We start from the raw sequence: 16,702 nt of genomic DNA on the forward strand, positions 1-16,702 counted from the left end.
CTGTGTCGGCCCCCTTTTCCCCAACCCTGAGGGCAGCCACCCAGGCCCGGAGTGATCGCGGCAGGTCATCGGTGGGGGCCTTGAACGCTTATCGCGCCACTATTTCCCGGTAAGCAGTGGCTCGTCGTTGGCTGGAGGTGAATGCGACGACCTTCGTCGGCGATCGGCCAGGACCCAGCTACCGTCGTACAACTGCAGGGGGAAATTTTCACTCCTGCTCTGACGACGTTCGACGAACCCTTCCGATATTTGTGCCCCCGCTCGAGGCTCGCGGCGCATGCCGACCAGGTCACAGACTGCGCGGGCCAGTTCCGCCAACGGGAACGGTTTGAACAGGATATGGCTGACACCCAGCTCAATGGCGCGCTCGCAGACCTCATTGGTCGGGTGCGCAGTAATCAGTACGAAGTGGCAGCCCCTGTGTTGGCGGACAGCGTCGAGCACCTGAAACCCGTCCATATCCGGCAAACGGAAATCGAGCACGACAACATCGGGTGCAAAGCCTTGAACCATTGCTATGGCCTTGGCACCGTCATGGGTGACTCGGACTTCCAGGTTTTGAGCCTCGAGATACGCTGCGAGGTTCTGCGCCAGGATCTGCTCGTCTTCGACTACCAGTACTTTGTTCAACAAGGCCGTCTCCTTGTAACTTGTTCAGGTCCTATGTCCGAACCTGGGGAGTGCGTGCCATAGGCTTACGCACACTTCCAGACGCACCTGGATGATGGGGGTACCATTGACCCGCGCCACGGGCGGACCGTCTTCACTCATCGCGTACACCTGCGAAACAGTAGATACATTAAATACAGCAGGCAGTTGCGTTTCATGATGCGCCCTTGCCCCTAGGGGGTCGTTTCGAGGGGAATATAAGGGGCTACCGGATAGAACTGCAGCAACCCCAGGTCGACGGTGACAATGTGGGCTCCGCTGAGCCCCATGCGTTTTCCCGGCCCGAAGCTGACCCTCGGGGTCAGGCCGGTGTCAAAGTCATGCAGGCTTTCCAGGGACTCGATCAGCGTCTCCCGGCTGACATCCCGACCAGCCCTTTTCAGCGCCTCGGCAAGCAGGGCCACCGAGCAATAGGCACTCACCTGCATCACCGCATGCTGACCATCGAGGCCTTGGCGCAAGCGCAGTCTGGTCAATGCCGAACGCCCGGGTGCGCTCCAGTCGCTGGGGATGAAGGGGTAGGCCAGAAACAGTCGTCTGGAAAATGCTCCCGGCAGCTGCTGGATATCCCCGGCCACCTGGGCTGAAGAGGCGAACAGGTAAGGCGTCAGTCCGGCGCTGTGCAGGCGGCCGGCCAGTTCACTGAAGTGCTCGGCACTGCCCATGTAGAACACTGAACTCACATCCCCAGCCGTACCTATCAGGCCGGCGCGAGCGTCCACCGAATACACCTGGCGGCGTACATCCTGCCAACCCTGCGCCTTGAGGTACTGCTGCAGAGTGCGGGCCTGCAGCTCCAGCGAGCCGTCGCCGGGAGTGACGATCAGGGTCGGGCTCGAGGCCAGGGCCAGGCTATCGCTCGCGTAGTTGGCCAAGGCATTGAACTGTTCACGCAGACCCGGAAGAGGTTCGAAAATCTGTCGACTGGGCGCACTACTCGCTTCGAGCAGGGTCTGCGGGCCCACCACCGGCACTCCGGCCGCCTCCAACAGCGCGGGCAAGCGCGGGGCCAGGGCCGGCGCCAGCGGCGCCACCAGGGCAAACACCTGCTCCTCGTCGATCAACTTGCGCAACGCCTGCTCGGCGCTGGCCAGATCCGGTCCCGGGTCGAGAATGCTCAGCTGCAGTTGCCGCCCATGGATACCGCCGGCCTGGTTGATCCGCTCGATGCTGTCACGCAACACCGCGGCCACCGTGTGACCGGCTCGCGCCAACGGCCCGCTGCTCGGCAACAGCGTGCCGAGCCGCAGCCGGTCGTTTTCCAGGCCCGGATCGTGGTCGTCTTCCTGCCGTTTGTAGGCCGCCAGACTGATCTGGTCGGCACTCGAGAGCACGAACCGGGGCATTGCCGGGTCGAGCCCTTCGGTCACGGCCCGGACGAGTGCGCGCGGCGTCAATTCGACCGCCACGGCCGACAGGCACAGGCACAGGCACATCAGCAGGATCAAACATCGGCGGGTGTCGAGCCACATGCTATTCACCTGCTTTCAACGCACGGCTATAGGCAGTCTCGGCAATTGCAGACGCTTGCCGTTCTGATCCACCAGTGGCGGGTCGGTAAACCAGGTCAGCGCATCGTGAGTGCCGGTTGCCGGCGGCGCGGCCACTGCTGGTGCCGGTGCCGGCTTGCTGTCGGGTCCTTCATGGGCCCACGCGAGCGAGGCCAGGAGCAGGAGCCCCAGGAAAAGGCCGAAAACGATAAGCTCAATAAATTTCATGATGACTCTCCTGAGCGATGGCGGTAGGTCCGGACGACCTCCGTGGCGGGGTGAGGCGGTCGATCTCCTTGAGCAGCACCGCCGGATCGGTGAAGCCATAAAAGCGGGTCCAGTGGCTGCTCTTGCCATCGCCCACCAGAATCAACGGCGCATGATTCTTCAAGTCGCCATCGCCGCTGCCCAGGCCCTTGAGGGTCGCCTTGATGGCCGACGGCGACCCGGTCAGCCAGCTCCAGCCCGGCCCGGCCTGGAACTTGCGGGAGTAGTCGAGCAGGCGCTGCGGATCATCGCGTTGCGGATCGATGCTGATGGACACCAGTTGCACTTCGCGCCCGGCCCGTGCGCCCAATTGCTTCTGCACCTTGCCCATGATCGAGGACACCAGCGGGCAGACCGTGGTGCAGCTGGTATAGATAAAACCCATGAGCACAATGCGGTCACTCAGCAGGTCCTGCTGCAGGCGCACTGGCCGGCCGTTCTGATCGATCAGCGGCACGTCAACGAATTTCACTTCGGTGCCCTGGGACGCAATCAGTGGCTTGGCCTGGCTTGCATGCTGGCTGTGGTCCTCGGCAGAATGGGCCTGGACCAGGCCGGTCGAGAGGATCAAGGTCAGCGTGCAGAAGCTGGGCAAGAGCCGTGAGGTCATTGGATTCATCATCACATTCCTCATGGGGCAGACGGGTTGGTGATCGCGGGAACGACCCGCAGGCTGGCGTAGGTGCTGGTGCCGAACTCCGCATCCAGGAACGCCGAGCGCACGTGCAGGTACCAGGCTCCGGGTGTGTCCAGTTGCAATGGGGCTTCGTGGATTCCGTCGCCGACCTCATGGGCCGCGACTTCCAGCGGCATGGAAGACGGCGCCAGGAAATAGCGCAGCCGGACATCCTTGATACCGCTGGGCGGCTCCAGGCTTTTCGGCTGCACCAGGCGCAGGCGGGCCATATATGGATGGCCCTGGGGCACGCTGAACTTGTCGAGCAGAAACTCCACCTGTGGCATGGCGAGGCTTTGGTCCAGTGTCGGATTGGGCTCGACCTGGGTGGTGAAGCAGTGAATGATCTGTGGTTGGTTGATCAGAAATGCCACGTCGAAGCGCCCCGCTGCCGGCAGCAACACTCGGGTGCTGTAGAGCCCCGGCTCGACTTCACGCAAGCTGAGGTCGATGACCATGGCGGCGCGGGCGGTGTGCCCGTGGTTGGGGTAACCGGACATCGGCGCGTTCATGCCTTCGGCGTAAAAGTAGGTGGTGTTGTCCACCGGGTTGACGACAAATACCGAGTTGTCCTCGCGACCCGAGGTCAAACTCTGCGCCAGCGGCAGGTCTCCAGCCTGGCGCGGCGCCGCCGGGCCCGCCTCGAAGCCCTGGATGATGGGGGTGCGGTTCTGTCCCAGCGAACCCAGGTTGACCATCGTGACCTTGGGCGAAGACAGCCCGCGGATATAGGCGTACCCCGCGGTGAACGTCACCTGATAGGGTTCGGCGGCGACCTCCAGGCTATGGATCAAGCTGTCGCTGGCCGCGTCGATGACCAGCGCGCGGTTGTCCAGGGTATTGAGCACAAAACCAAAGCGCCCGTCGCGGCTGAAGCGCATCGGGCCAAGGCCCTGGTTGCCCTTGATGACCTTGATGACCTTGAGTTGCTTCAGGCTACGGGCATCGATCACACTAATGCTGCCGTCCTTGCCATCGGCCACATACACCGCTTCGGACAGCGCCGAGTAGGCTACGGACAACGGATGCGGCCCGGTCTTGATCTGTTTGCGCAGGGTCAGCGTGGCGATGTCGATGACACTCAGGGTGCCGCTGTCGCGGTTGCTGACGAAGGCATGCCGCGAATCCTTGCTGAAGGCGATCTCATGGTGACCGACGCCGGTCGCCAGATGCGCCAGGGGTTTGAGTGAATGGCTGTCGATCACCGTCACCCCGCTGCTGCCGGCATCGCGCGAGTCATTGCCGACCCACAGCAGGCGTTCGTCCGGTTGCAGGGCGACCCGCAGCGGCTCGGCCCCGGCTGCGATGTTGCCGAGCACCTGGAATTTCTCGGTGTCGATCACCGCAATCTCGCCCGCCGCCGGCATGGAGACAAAGACCCGTTTGTTGTCGCCACTGCGGACCCAGTCCATCGGCGGCTGCTTGAGGTCGATCCGTTTCAGGGTGCTGGTGGTGCCGCCCACCGAGACCGTGGGATCGATCACCGTCAGGCTGGCATCCTTGTTCAGCACCAGCAGGAAATACCGGGTCAGGTCGAGTAACGGCCGCGCACCGATATTGTTTTTGAGAAACATCGCGACCCGCGATTTGCAGCTGTTCTGCGGTTCCGAGTCGCTCAGCCCCAGCAGGCTCGGATCGAGCCAGGCTCCGGGCGCGATGCCTGACAGAGGCTGACCCGTTTTGCTCTCGGTGACCTTGAAGCGCACATCGGCAAAGTTGCCTTCCATGAGCGTGGCATGGCCATCGATCGGGTTCATCTGGAACTCGATGGACACGCCATCGCGAACCAGACGCTGACCCTGCGGGCTGACCTCGACCAGCGGCGCGTCGCGCCGGGTCAGCAGCCATCCGCCCAGACCGGCCACCAACGCCGCACTGCAGACTGCAATACAGAGTGTGGTTGTTCTATTCACGCCTTGCTCCTTGAATGCCCGCTCGAATACTTGTTCGGGTTTGTTCGGGTTGGCCTGACAGGCCAGCAGGTTGTGCAAGTGATGGTCAGGCAATCGCCCGCCGCGATTCGCAGAACCAGTGACCGTGGACGCTTGTCGGGACGCAGCGTGACCTTTGCGGGAGCCGCCGCGCCGCCTTGCATCAAGGATGGGTTGTGGTCCTCGACCACGCCCCGGCGCAAGCCCCAGCAATGAGCAAGTCAGGTCGATCCGGTTGAGGAGCAGGGGGTTGGGATAGTCCCTTTCATGGCCGAGGGCCTCGCATCGCGTTCATCAGTGAAATGGACGGAGCAATCCGCATGCCATAAACATTTTTCTTTAAATTCAATAGTTTGAAACAACAACAAAAACCGAGTGGGTGAGCCTAACCCCCAGTTTCCCGCAGTCCCCACATCTGGGGGATGCTACAAGGACGCGTCAACGGCCAGCCCCTGCAAGCGCCGGTACTGACGCAGCACACTGGACACATCACGTTGGGTTTCGGCGAACGGTGGAATGACACAACGGGCTGATCACGCCGGTGGCATTGCGTCTGCTGCGAGCCGGTGAACAGGCGGGCAATCCGGGTTACATGATGGAACGCAGCGCCGACTTCTACGACGAAGTATCAGCCGCTGGCTCGAATGGTTCGTGCGCTTGTTCGAGCCGCGCTGATGACCTTTATCGGGTTGTTGATCAGGGTGATCGTGATTTTGATATACATCCTGCTCTTTGAACTGGCGTCGAGTATTCACTAACGTCGTCTGCGTCCACGCAGTAATATTGCGCAATTACTGCCACATAACTGGCAGCCGCCCCACACTATCTCTTAGCGCCTATCTATATCCCGCTGGAAGGGAGACCTATGAAGTGAGCAAACGGATTTATATAAGCGGCGCATCTGGTGCCGGAGTGAGTACTCTGGGGGCTGCACTGGCAGCAGAGCTTCAAGTGCCTCACTTTGATGTCGATGATTACTATTGGTACCCAACAGAACCACCATTCGAGCGATCTCGACCTCCCGCAGAGAGAGTCCACCTACTCAACCGTAACCTGTCTCATGGTTACTGGGTTCTTTCCGGCTCATTAGATGGCTGGGGAGACGAAGTGATTCAATGCACTGATTTGGTCGTGTTCATTGACACTCCGACACTGCTTCGGATGGAACGTCTGAAGTTGCGCGAATCACAGCGTTATGGTGACCGTATCCTTCCAGGAGGGGATATGCATGCGAATCACCAAGCGTTCCTCGCATGGGCCGAAAGTTATGAAACAGGTGTTCAAGCTGGCCGCAGTCGACCACGGCATGAGCGGTGGCTCAAGCAGCTGACACAACCTTCCCTTAGGGTCAGCGGAGAAATGCCGATTGAACCGTTGCTCGCAGAGGTAATTGCGGCGATTCCTGATTGGTGAGGTCTCACAGAACCAGCGACCAAAGCGTCAATCAACGAGGTGTGATTGGGTATTCGCCTATTGAGTTACCTATATTTCACCAGCACACATGCAATCGCTCCCCAGGCCACAATAACCCCCGATATTACGATCTTGATTTTAAGAAGCTGCTTCAGGTGAGGAGGGAAATTCTTGATATCGTCAGGATCCATTTCACCCGCCCGGATGCCCGGTCCAGACCACATCACCATCCCTCCGATCTTCGCGACCAGCATGAGCCGTCCAAACCAACCTTGATGCCGCAGGCCCGCACCCCAAATAACAATATGGCGACTGTTTTTCAAGGCTTCCAACATGGCATCCAAATGGCGACTTAAGTAAAGACTGTAGGCAAAAGTAACAACACTCAATAGGAATGGCCCACCAACAAACAAAATGGCAGCCCAAGGAGACCACGTGTCGATCACCGTTGTTCGGTCTCATACAGTTTCTCGCCTAGAAACTCCCCAGCGATACCACCAGCAGCTGTACCTACCCATGCGCCAGCCCCGACCACGGTCGCAACACAGATAACTCCCCCAATCCCTGTGGTAACCCCAAGCGCCAGGCAAATAGGACCGCTAGCCAAATAAGCCAACTCCCCACCTCTATGCCCACCGATGGCTGACAATGCAAATTTTCCCCCTTCAGTAAACTTGATCTTCTCGCAAGCGGCTCCAGAGTCGGTATTACAAACCTCCTGAATAGCCAGCAACGAAGAAACACCGCCAATGCCAATACCAATGTAACCCCCTGCCTGCATGTACTTGGCAGCACGACTGGTGGCATTCACATGGGTGGCATAACCCGGTATCTGCCCCGGTGCACCGGCCTTGTCCCAATGATGCACCAGGCTACGGCTGGAAATGCCGAGGGCCGTTTTTAACTTGGGGTGGTCGCCCAAGGTTGTCTGGCCACGCAGGCGAGTGGAGTTCAGCAGGTGTGCATCCAGTTGGACGAGCAGGCGCTGGCGCTCGGCGAAGAACTGCGTCGATTTGAGGTGGCCGTGCTGGCGATAGCTTTCCTGATGCAGGCGTTCCATGGCTTGCAGAGTATCGCGCAGCCGGGTCAGGTGCTTTTCCATTACCACCGCACTGACGCCCAGCCAGGTTGAGGTCTGGCCGGTAAAACTGGCGATTTCGGCAGCGTGGCGGAACATGAAATCGGCTTCCTCCGGCGTCAGTGGATCGAGGGCCGTTTTGACTTGTTGAGCGGCCTGCATCAGCTGCGCTTCCTGGTAGGTGCAGGAGCTGTTGTTCGGATCGCTGAGCACGATCATCGAACCGGCTTTTATGTCGCCTGGATCAGGATTCAGTGACCAGAACTTGCCCATCACGGTCAGGTTACGCGAGGGAAAAAGCGTGGCTTCCAGTTGTTCACGAGTCATGCTTTTGGGCACCACATAGAAGCCAGGTTCCTGGGCCTCTGCGCCGCTGAATAGCGTTGCAGCTGGATGGCTCGAAGGGGCGAAACTGGATTGACGCGGGCTTACCGGGTTACTGGTTCCGACTGGGGTAGACGGTTGAGCGGCTGTTCGGGTGGCCTGCGGTACAGCGCTTTGGTCCGACTCATAACTGGCCGTGAAAATCGAGGGGATCAGTTTGGCTTTACAGGGACAATTACTGAAGCTATCAAGGGTGCCGGCCACCAGCCTTCCGTGACTGTTGATGTATGAAACTCCACCGACGATACGATAAATCTTTCCGTCCTCGCCACACGAAACCCGATCACCTTCGCGAGCATGAGCAAAACCAAACATCATGACCCTTGTATCACCATCCAGGACTTTGCCCCACAGGTGATTTTGTCATCTGCGACAATGAAATATCCGTCAGCCATTGAGTTCCCTATCTATTTAAGTGCGGCCAGACGAGAGGGCGCGCACGTTTCTGATGACGATGGATTGCACCGACTCACGAGTGAATTGGAGTCGAGCAAAGTGCCAACTCAAAGAATTAACTCAAGGCTGGCAAAAGTAAGTAGGACACTTCGCGAATATCTATCAGAAAGATCGGAAAACCCTGGCGTGCGATTTGCTCCGCATTCAAACGTGAACTGCTTAGAGCAAGTACTTATAGATCGTTCCCACGCGCAGCAAAGGAATGCATTCCGTGACGCTCCGCGTCACAGAGGACGCGGAGCGTCCATGGCGACATTCCCACGTAGAGCGCGGGAACGATCAATCGTGGGCGAATGCGGGGTTGCTTTGGTGCAGGCTGGCGGCTAATCTTTGCGGGTCGCTGCAAAATCAGCGACCGGATGTGGAAGTCCGTACTGTTTACTGAGGGCGCACAAACGCCTATATGCACATGCTGGCGTTTTTTTACGCCTGCATCATTGTGTTATGGCGGCTGTGCGCGGGGCACCTTCGGGTGCGCCGGGTTCCTTCAGTCCCGGTCTTCCACACCTGCGTACAGCTGCCACCCCCTCATGTGGAAGTGAGCGTGGCAGTCCTTTTAATACTGGAGGATTACCCATGATCAAAGTCACTCCCGATCCGCCTGAAACCGAAAACGTTTCCCCCTCCGATTCCAGCAAACTCTGCGAGGTCGCGCAGCAAGTTCGCGATCACTACCCGCAGCCCCCATTCGACAAGTCCAGACTCGGCCACGTCGTTCCGGTCAACATCTTCACTGTCGTCCCTGGCCTCAGCACCGAAACGCTATTGGCCAACGCCTGCGAGACGCTCGCCAGCGCCAATGTCTTGGTCAGTGACCTGGCGTTCGATGTCGAAGGCTCCTGCTGTAATGTGGCACTGGGGATTCAGCAGATGATCGAGTTGAGCCAGTTGCTGGTGAATGAGGCGCTGGAGCAGGTGGCTCCGGCAGGTTGATCGGGTCATCGTTCATCCCGGGCAATCCGCTCAGTTATGGAGTTTCAGGGTCAGCACTGTCCCCCCGTAGCAGCTGCCGAGCCTGCGAGGCTGCGTTCGGCTGCACAGCAGTCGCAAATCCTGCTTCCACGGCTCGTCTGGAATACCGCAGTGCCTGATTTTACGACTGCTGCGCAGCCTGCAGGCTCGGCAGCTGTTACGGGAAATGCGCGGAGCTGGAGTCGGGCATGTGTGGTGGAGCTCAGCCCCCGGTAACGCAGCGCGCCCAGCAACAGAGCGAAAGCCGGTGAGGCCTGACGACGGCTGGGGTAATAGAGGTGGAAGCCGGCAAAGGGTTTTACGAAGAACAGAGAGCTCGAGGTTCAGCACCACTCAGGCACTGGTGATACTGGGTCGCAAGCTTGCTCGGGTCGTATTCGCCCTGCTGAAGGGGCAGAGCGAATACCAGCCGAAAGCCAGTTGAGGGCTTCCCCTCAACCGTAGAATCTCCCACAGTGGGGCGAGGTACATCCGCGAGAGACAGGCCGTCATCGCGGGCAAGTCGGATCGCCCCACCGCCGATCCCACAAGATCAAGATCAAGATCAAGATCAAGATCAAGATCAAGATCAAGATCAAGATCAAAGGATCGCAGCCTTCGGCAGCTCCTACGGGTTATCTGTCGAACACAAGTAACGTTTCAGACGCTAACCTTGTGTGGGCCTGCCCGCGATTGGGCCTGACAGGCACAGTAGATTTCAGCCCAAAACAAAAATGCCAGGCTCAATGCCTGGCATTTTTGTTGTACATCCCACTCGCCAAAGCGACTTAGAACGGCAGCTTCATGCCCGGTGGCAATTGCATGCCGGCGGTCATGCCAGACATTTTGTCCTGGCTGTTGGCTTCGATCTTGCGCACGGCGTCGTTGACGGCGGCGGCGAACAAAGCCTCGAGCATTTCCTTGTCATCTTCGCTGAGGCCTTCAACGATGCTTGGGTCGATGCTGACGCGCTTGATGTCGTGACGACCTGTCATGACCACCGTCACCATGTCGCCACCGGACTTGCCGGTCACTTCGGCGTTGGCCAGTTCTTCCTGCATCTTGGCCATTTTTTCCTGCATCTGCTGTGCCTGCTTCATCAGGCCGGCCATGCCACCTTTCATCATGGGAATCACCTCAAAAGTACTTGGATAAAATACAACGCCCGGCCCGTCAGGCCAGGCGCCTTCAGTTATTAGCCCTGAGTGACCAGAGCCTCGACAGGTTCAATAGTATCGTTACGGACCACCGCACCGAACTGTTGCATCATTTGCTGGATGAACGGATCACTGTGGATCGACTCTTCGGCCTCGCGCTGACGCTCGTTACGGTGTCGGGACGCTGCCTGGGCCGGGGTTTCCTGCTCAGGCTTGATCAGCTCGATGCTCACCGTCAACGTGCGCTGGTGATATTGGTTCAACGCATCGTTCAAGCGCCGCTGCTGGGTCGCGTTGAACAGCGCGCTGTGCGCCGGGTCCAGGTGCAGCAACCAGTGATCGCCATCGACCGCGATCAGCGTGCAGTTGGCGGCGATGCTGCCGGTCATGCCGGAAATCGGCAATTTCGGAAACAGCTGCAGCCATTCCAGGGCCAGACCGGTAGCCGGTTTCAGCGCCGGGGCGGGTTCGGGCTCCGGAGCCGGCTCGGCGGTGTGTTCGCTGGCCAGTTCATCGAGATAGCTGTAGGCCGAATCCATGTCCGGCTCGATGTAGTCTTCATCCAGCGGCGGCTCGTCGTCCAGGTCCATGCCCGGAATGGCCGCATCGACCTCGGCTACGGAGGGTTCAGGCACCGGCGCGGCCACCCACTCGGGGGCATCCGGCACCGCGCTGTCGGGCGTCGCCCCGGGCATCGGGGTCAATTCAGGCTGCTCGGCGGCGGTCTCGAGCATCGGCTCGACCGCCGGCTGTTGCTCGATGACCGGTTCTACCGGGTCGTTCCACGGCAGATCCACGATTTCGGCGGCAATCACCACAGGTTCTACCACCGGCGGCGCGATGACCGGTTCCGGCACCACCACCGGTGCGACAGGTTCAGGGATCAGTGCAACAACCGCAGCGACCGGCGCAGCAACTACCGCAGCGACACTGGCAGCGACCACCGGCGCGGCAGCCACGGAATGTGCGGAATCAACTGTGGCCTGGCTGATCCCCACTGGCTTTAGCGGTTGCCTGGGCGCCTCCGTGCTATCCGCCGGACGGAATGCCAACATCCGTAACAGGACCATTTCAAAACCACCACGAGGGTCTGGCGCCAGCGGCAGATCGCGGCGGCCGATCAGGCCCATCTGGTAATAGAACTGCACATCTTCGGCCGGCAACGCCTGGGCCAGCGCCAGCACCCGGTCACGGTCGCCCTGGCCGTTGTCGACGCCTTCAGGCAGGGCCTGGGCGATGGCGACACGGTGCAGCACATTGAGGATTTCCGAGAGCACGCCATTCCAGTCCGGCCCTTGCTCGGCCAGATGGCGCACCGCTTCGAGCAGCGCCCGGGCATCGCCGTCGAGCAACGCCTGCAGGACGTCGTAGACCTGACCATGATCCAGGGTACCGAGCATCGCCCGCACATCGGCGGCCATGACCTTGCCTTCACCGAAAGCGATCGCCTGATCGGTCAGGCTCATGGCATCGCGCATCGAACCATCGGCAGCACGGCCCAGCAACCACAATGCGTCGTCTTCGAACGGTACGTTCTCGACGCCCAGTACATGGGTCAAATGTTCGACCACCCGCTCCGGAGTCATGTTTTTCAGAGAGAACTGCAGGCATCGCGAGAGAATTGTTGCCGGAAGTTTCTGCGGGTCGGTGGTGGCCAGGATGAACTTGACGTAGGGCGGCGGCTCTTCAAGGGTTTTGAGCAGCGCATTGAACGAATGGCTGGACAGCATGTGCACTTCGTCGATCAGGTAGACCTTGAAGCGCCCACGGCTCGGCGCGTACTGCACGTTGTCCAGCAGCTCGCGAGTGTCCTCGACCTTGGTCCGGCTCGCGGCGTCGATTTCGATCAGGTCGACAAAGCGCCCCTCGTCGATTTCCCGGCACACCGAGCAGGTGCCGCACGGCGTCGAAGTGATACCCGTTTCACAGTTCAGGCATTTGGCAATGATCCGTGCGATGGTGGTCTTGCCCACCCCGCGGGTACCGGTAAATAGATAGGCATGGTGCAGCCGCTGGCTGTCCAAGGCATTGATCAGAGCCTTGAGCACATGGGTCTGGCCGACCATTTCGCGGAACGAGCGCGGACGCCATTTACGTGCAAGAACCTGATAACTCATCGAAAACCGTCGCAACTGGGAAGCGGAAGCGGGTAATGCTAGCGGAGCAAGGACGAAATTGCATCCGGTGTGCTCTTCTAATCTGGCTAAGCTGCTCTTTGGGTGGCATTTTGTCGACCCTTTGTCGTGGTCTTGCAGGAGAGTTTATGCGTTTAGCCTGGGCCACGTTGCTGCTGGTCAGCGCAAACGGTTTTGCCGCGCAAGCCCCCCTGCGTTTCGCGGTTACCGATAGCTGGGCCATGCCCATGGTGCAAATCGAACGCAACCAGCCGACCCAGGGTATTTTGCATGACATGATGCTTAGCCTGGCGACCCAGGTCGGCCGTCCTGCCGAGTTCCACGTATTGGCCCGCGGCCGGGTGCAAAGTGCCATGGAACGTGGCGAGATCGATGTGCGTTGCTATGTCGCGCAATCCTGGCTGCCCAACCTGTCAGGCGACTACCTCTGGAGCATTCCATTGCTGTTTCAGCGCGACCTGCTGGTCAGCAGGCAAGACCAGCCCGAGCAGGTGGTGCCCTCGAGCCTGCCTTCACAAAACATCGGGACGGTGCTCGGCTTCATCTACCCAGCCCTGCAACCGATGTTCGACAGCGGCCAACTGCATCGCGACAATGCCCGCAACCAGGAGCAGGTCTTGCAGAAACTGACAGCAGGTCGCTATCGCTATGCAGTGACCAATCAATGGAACCTGGACTGGTTCAATCAGAGGCTTTTACCTGCCGACCAGCTACGCGGTGTCGCCGTCCTGCAGGAGCACTACGTTGGCTGTTACGTGCGCAACAACCCGAAACTGCCGGTGCAACTGATTCTGCGCACCCTGCTGAAGATGAAAATGTCCGGCGAAATCGATGCCATCATCAAGCTCTACACCGGCACTGATCAACCGCCGGACGCCGCGTCCGGCGCTCGCCAGCAGTGACCGTCAAAGCGCGTGCTCCGCTACCTGCCATTGCGGCGGTACCTTGAACGACGCGACCCAGCCTGGCACTTCGCTGGCCGGCATCGGCCGGGCAATGAAATAGCCCTGGGCCACTTCACAACCCAGGCGCAGCAGTAACTCACCGTGTTCCAGGGTTTCCAGGCCTTCGGCGATCACCTCCCGACCGAAAGCCCGGGCCAGGCCGATCACGGCCGTGGTCAACGCCAGATCATCTTTGTCGTTAAGGATGTCGCGAATAAATGACTGGTCGATCTTGATGCTTTGTGTGCGCAGCCGCTTGAGGTCGCTTAGCGACGAGTACCCGGTGCCAAAATCCCCGAGAGAGAAGCGCACGCCCAACGCCCGGCACTCCTCCAGGCAAGTACTGACACGCTGGATATTCTCGATGGCGACCGGCTCGATTATTTCCAGGTCGAGCATCTGCGCAGGCACCTGGGCATGCCGCTGCAGCACGGTCTTGAGCCGCTCGACAAAATCCGCGCGCTGAAAGTGCCGGGCAGCAATATTGACACTGACCGGCCAGCGCTGGCCCTGTTGTTGCCATTGATGCAATTGCACCATGACTTGATCCATCACCCATTCGCCAATGTCGATGATCAGGTCCGTCTCCTCCACCAAGGGCAGAAAGTCCTGGGCCGGGATCATTCCGTGTTGCGGATGTCGCCAGCGCAACAGCGCCTCGAAGCCGACGACGCAACCCTGCCGCATATTGACCTTGGGTTGAAAATGCAGGCACAGCTCACGCCTGGCCAGCGCCTGGCGCACCTGCTCGACGGTCTGATGGGTGACCTTGACCTCTTTGTCACGCGAGACGTCAAACAAGTGGAAACGATTTCGCCCACCTTGCTTGGCCACGTACATGGCCTGGTCGGCGTGGCGCAACAGGGTTTCGGCATCTTCGTTATCGGCGGGGAAGAGTGTCGCGCCGATGCTGGCGAACACCTTGATGTCCGTGCCAAGTATCGAATAAGGCGTGGAGAGCACCCCCAGTACCCGGTGCAACGCGGCGCTCAATTCGGCAACATCGCTCACGTAGCGCAAGATCAGCACGAACTCGTCACCCGCCAGCCGTGCCACTACGTCCTCGCCACGAACGATCGTACGCAGGCGTTTCGCCACGTCGATCAACAACAAATCGCCGCTGGCATGACCGTAACCGTCATTGACCGCCTTGAAGCCATCAAGGTCGAGCATGCACACCGCCAGCGGGATATTCTCCTGCCGCGAAAACTCCAGCGCCTGGTCCAGCAGCTCGGAGAGAAAGGCGCGATTGGGCAGACCGGTCAGCACATCATGGCCGACCTGCCATTGCAGCGAATGCAGGAGCCGACGTTTTTCGCTGACGTCGAAGCGGATAGACACATACCTTTGCACCCGCCCGGTCACCTCGTCGAGCAGCGGCACCACCGTGCTGTCGACCCAATACAGGGTACCGTCCTTGGCGCGGTTACACACCTCGCCTTTCCAGACCTTGCCCAGGGCAATGGTCCGCCACATCGCGGTAAAAAAACCCGGCGGATGCAGCCCCGAACCGAGCATTCGATGGTCCTCTCCCAACAACTCTTCGCGGCTGTAGCCGGAAATCAGGCAGAACTGATCATTGACGTGGGTGATCCGCCCTGCCAGATCGGTCTCGGAAAAAATGGCGGCTGCATCCACAGCCCTGCGATATCGCTCATCCATGAGTCAGGCTCACTGTCGCTAGCGGTTTAACCGCTCGACCAAGGTGCACAGCCTGACAGCGAGGCTATGAGTAGAGGAAAAAGACGCCAGCCGCGGCGAGCCTGCACAAACCTCATAAACACTGACTGACACACTCCGGTTCACGTTAAAACTCCATTGGCAGCATTTAATAGACCGGGCTCCAGGCCTGGGAGCTCACCGGCTGATTCGCACTCTTCCCTGACTGCACAAGACAATCGCGATACACGCCTCGATTGCCTGCCATGCAACATTTTGTGCGGTAGTTCGCCTTCGGTCTGGTGAAGATCAGCCAGAATAAACAGGGCATCAGGTAATACTGCAGGACGCTGGGTCGGCAGCGATCAACGCGACCGTATACGCCCTGCCCGGCCGCTTATTCAGTGGAACCCACGAAGCTCAATGCGCTCTGGCTTTACAAAGCCCGCATTCTGAAACCAGATCACCGAATACCTGTCTTAACCGTCAATTCTACGAAATACATCACATTTTGCAAAGCAAGGTGATGAATCATGGCGTTGTCTAATGCCAAGATTTATCGTTAAGTTCTTGATTCTAAATGGGAATTGAGCGATGCAAATTTCAAGTTTGGGTCCAGCCCTCCGGCGTTACCGCAAGGTGGCAGGGCTTACTCAGGCTGAACTAGGCGAGAAAACCGGTTTTGACCCCAAAACCATCAGCCGCTTCGAAACCGGCACCTATACCCCCAGCGTGGAAGCCCTGGTCCTGTTCGCCGATGTGCTGGGGGTAAAGCTGAAAGTCTTTTTTGCCGATCTGGGTGACGAAGACGAACAGCGGGCTTATTTGTTCGGTGTCATTCACAAAGCCACCCCAAAGGATCTGGGAAAGCTGATTGCAGCTGTAGATCTGGCCTTGTCCAAGCCTTGAGCCGGGCAACAAAAAAAGAGGCGAACTTATCGATTTCGATAACTGCGCCTCTTTTTTCATTCCACTGCTGGCCATTGCGCAAGTGTGCGCTGACACCGGCGTAACAAGTCGCTGCAGGCAAAAATCAGAAGGGTCGGACAGGAGCAACCACCGATCAGAAAAGACCGATGGGAAAACAGAGGGGGAAAAAGGGGTTCTGCGTGGAGCAGAGGAGCCTTGCTGAACGAAGGCTTGTCGTTAAGGTGGTAACCCCACCAGCCACACCCCGGCACACAATGTCACCGCTGCGGCTGCTCCCTTCCAGGCCTGACCGGGTTCACGGCTGATCGTTGCGGGGGGACCGGAGGGGTCACCATAACGACGCTCGCCAGTGGCGAGCCGCGCCATTGTACCGATCTGACGAGAACTTACAACCGTCGGTTCGGATAAAAAAATATGAACAAGGTCAAGGACCTGCGATGTTCTTGAAGATCACGGGCTCTGGGGTGTACGCAACCCCCCGCAGGAGCTGCCGCAGCCTGCGATCTTTTGGCGGTTCTGGGGATTGCCAAGCATCAAGATCAAAAGATCGCAGCCTGCGGCA

General features: G+C 59.3%; 14 protein-coding genes, 1 other RNA gene and 5 pseudogenes. 6 read left to right on the forward strand and 14 right to left on the reverse strand.

Annotation, left to right across the window (positions count from 1 at the left end; translation table 11 throughout):
* Window positions 1-99 precede the first annotated feature (99 nt).
* The 7 genes and pseudogenes from F8N85_RS17485 to F8N85_RS35805 all read right to left on the reverse strand — a co-directional run.
* Window positions 100-633: a response regulator gene (locus tag F8N85_RS17485; protein ID WP_150804805.1), complete on the reverse strand. Its 534-nt coding sequence runs from the start codon at window positions 631-633 to the stop codon at window positions 100-102.
* A gap of 209 nt (window positions 634-842) precedes the next feature.
* Window positions 843-2,105 (reverse strand): ABC transporter substrate-binding protein, encoded by a 1,263-nt coding sequence (locus tag F8N85_RS17490; RefSeq protein WP_412072500.1) that lies wholly within the window; start codon window positions 2,103-2,105, stop codon window positions 843-845.
* 51 nt (window positions 2,106-2,156) lie between these two features.
* Window positions 2,157-2,387 carry a hypothetical protein gene (locus F8N85_RS35010; protein ID WP_224795705.1) on the reverse strand — a complete coding sequence of 77 codons (231 nt, stop codon included), beginning with the start codon at window positions 2,385-2,387 and terminating at the stop codon, window positions 2,157-2,159.
* Window positions 2,374-3,045: an SCO family protein gene (locus F8N85_RS17500; RefSeq protein WP_150804858.1), complete on the reverse strand. Its 672-nt coding sequence runs from the start codon at window positions 3,043-3,045 to the stop codon at window positions 2,374-2,376. Before F8N85_RS17500 ends, F8N85_RS35010 begins: the two co-directional genes overlap by 14 nt.
* Window positions 3,046-3,056: 11 nt before the next feature.
* A complete protein-coding gene (locus F8N85_RS17505; protein WP_150804857.1) occupies window positions 3,057-5,015 on the reverse strand; it encodes a YncE family protein in 1,959 nt (652 codons plus the stop codon).
* A gap of 6 nt (window positions 5,016-5,021) precedes the next feature.
* Window positions 5,022-5,242 (reverse strand): annotated as a pseudogene (locus tag F8N85_RS35800) (hypothetical protein); the annotation flags it as partial.
* A gap of 216 nt (window positions 5,243-5,458) precedes the next feature.
* A pseudogene (locus tag F8N85_RS35805) lies at window positions 5,459-5,554 on the reverse strand (lytic transglycosylase domain-containing protein); the annotation flags it as partial.
* 2 nt (window positions 5,555-5,556) lie between these two features.
* On the opposite strand from F8N85_RS35805, the pseudogene F8N85_RS17515 reads away from it, so the two are divergent.
* Window positions 5,557-5,791 (forward strand): annotated as a pseudogene (locus F8N85_RS17515) (type II secretion system F family protein); the annotation flags it as partial.
* A gap of 112 nt (window positions 5,792-5,903) precedes the next feature.
* On the forward strand, window positions 5,904-6,446 hold the full coding sequence (locus F8N85_RS17520; protein ID WP_150804806.1) for an adenylate kinase: 543 nt from the start codon (window positions 5,904-5,906) through the stop codon (window positions 6,444-6,446).
* A 65-nt stretch (window positions 6,447-6,511) separates the two neighbouring features.
* On the opposite strand, the gene F8N85_RS17525 is transcribed toward F8N85_RS17520, so the two are convergent.
* Both F8N85_RS17525 and F8N85_RS17530 read right to left on the reverse strand, forming a co-directional pair.
* Complete coding sequence (locus F8N85_RS17525) at window positions 6,512-6,892, reverse strand: hypothetical protein (RefSeq protein WP_150804807.1); 381 nt, start codon at window positions 6,890-6,892, stop codon at window positions 6,512-6,514.
* On the reverse strand, window positions 6,889-7,797 hold the full coding sequence (locus F8N85_RS17530) for a hypothetical protein (RefSeq protein WP_224795706.1): 909 nt from the start codon (window positions 7,795-7,797) through the stop codon (window positions 6,889-6,891). Before F8N85_RS17530 ends, F8N85_RS17525 begins: the two co-directional genes overlap by 4 nt.
* A 1,143-nt stretch (window positions 7,798-8,940) precedes the next feature.
* Between F8N85_RS17530 and F8N85_RS17535 the strand changes: the two genes are divergently transcribed.
* Window positions 8,941-9,297 carry a DUF6124 family protein gene (locus F8N85_RS17535; RefSeq protein ID WP_150804809.1) on the forward strand — a complete coding sequence of 119 codons (357 nt, stop codon included), beginning with the start codon at window positions 8,941-8,943 and terminating at the stop codon, window positions 9,295-9,297.
* Window positions 9,298-9,542: 245 nt separating this feature from the next.
* On the opposite strand, the pseudogene F8N85_RS35015 reads toward F8N85_RS17535, so the two are convergent.
* Window positions 9,543-9,629: pseudogene (locus tag F8N85_RS35015) on the reverse strand (LysR family transcriptional regulator); the annotation flags it as partial.
* Here F8N85_RS35015 and F8N85_RS35020 point away from each other — a divergent pair.
* Window positions 9,618-9,760, forward strand: a pseudogene (locus F8N85_RS35020) (IS110 family transposase); the annotation flags it as partial. The pseudogenes F8N85_RS35015 and F8N85_RS35020 overlap by 12 nt on opposite strands.
* A 343-nt stretch (window positions 9,761-10,103) precedes the next feature.
* Here the strand turns inward: F8N85_RS35020 and F8N85_RS17550 are convergent.
* On the reverse strand, window positions 10,104-10,442 hold the full coding sequence (locus F8N85_RS17550) for a YbaB/EbfC family nucleoid-associated protein (RefSeq protein WP_150804810.1): 339 nt from the start codon (window positions 10,440-10,442) through the stop codon (window positions 10,104-10,106).
* 68 nt (window positions 10,443-10,510) lie between these two features.
* A complete protein-coding gene (gene dnaX, locus F8N85_RS17555; RefSeq protein WP_150804811.1) occupies window positions 10,511-12,589 on the reverse strand; it encodes a DNA polymerase III subunit gamma/tau in 2,079 nt (692 codons plus the stop codon).
* A 146-nt stretch (window positions 12,590-12,735) separates the two neighbouring features.
* Here dnaX and F8N85_RS17560 point away from each other — a divergent pair, with 146 nt between their 5' ends.
* A complete protein-coding gene (locus F8N85_RS17560; RefSeq protein ID WP_150804812.1) occupies window positions 12,736-13,509 on the forward strand; it encodes a substrate-binding periplasmic protein in 774 nt (257 codons plus the stop codon).
* A 3-nt stretch (window positions 13,510-13,512) separates the two neighbouring features.
* On the opposite strand, the gene F8N85_RS17565 is transcribed toward F8N85_RS17560, so the two are convergent.
* Entirely contained in the window at window positions 13,513-15,213 is a 1,701-nt protein-coding gene (locus F8N85_RS17565; RefSeq protein ID WP_150804813.1) for a putative bifunctional diguanylate cyclase/phosphodiesterase, read from the reverse strand.
* A 591-nt stretch (window positions 15,214-15,804) separates the two neighbouring features.
* Between F8N85_RS17565 and F8N85_RS17570 the strand changes: the two genes are divergently transcribed.
* Window positions 15,805-16,119, forward strand: a complete 315-nt coding sequence (locus F8N85_RS17570; protein WP_150804814.1) for a helix-turn-helix domain-containing protein — start codon at window positions 15,805-15,807, stop codon at window positions 16,117-16,119.
* Window positions 16,120-16,368: 249 nt separating this feature from the next.
* Here F8N85_RS17570 and ffs read toward each other — a convergent pair.
* An RNA gene (ffs, locus tag F8N85_RS17575) (signal recognition particle sRNA small type) lies at window positions 16,369-16,465 on the reverse strand.
* Window positions 16,466-16,702 lie beyond the last annotated feature (237 nt).

This window comes from Pseudomonas fluorescens (assembly GCF_902497875.1).
Taxonomy (GTDB): Bacteria; Pseudomonadota; Gammaproteobacteria; order Pseudomonadales; family Pseudomonadaceae; genus Aquipseudomonas; species Aquipseudomonas fluorescens_BR.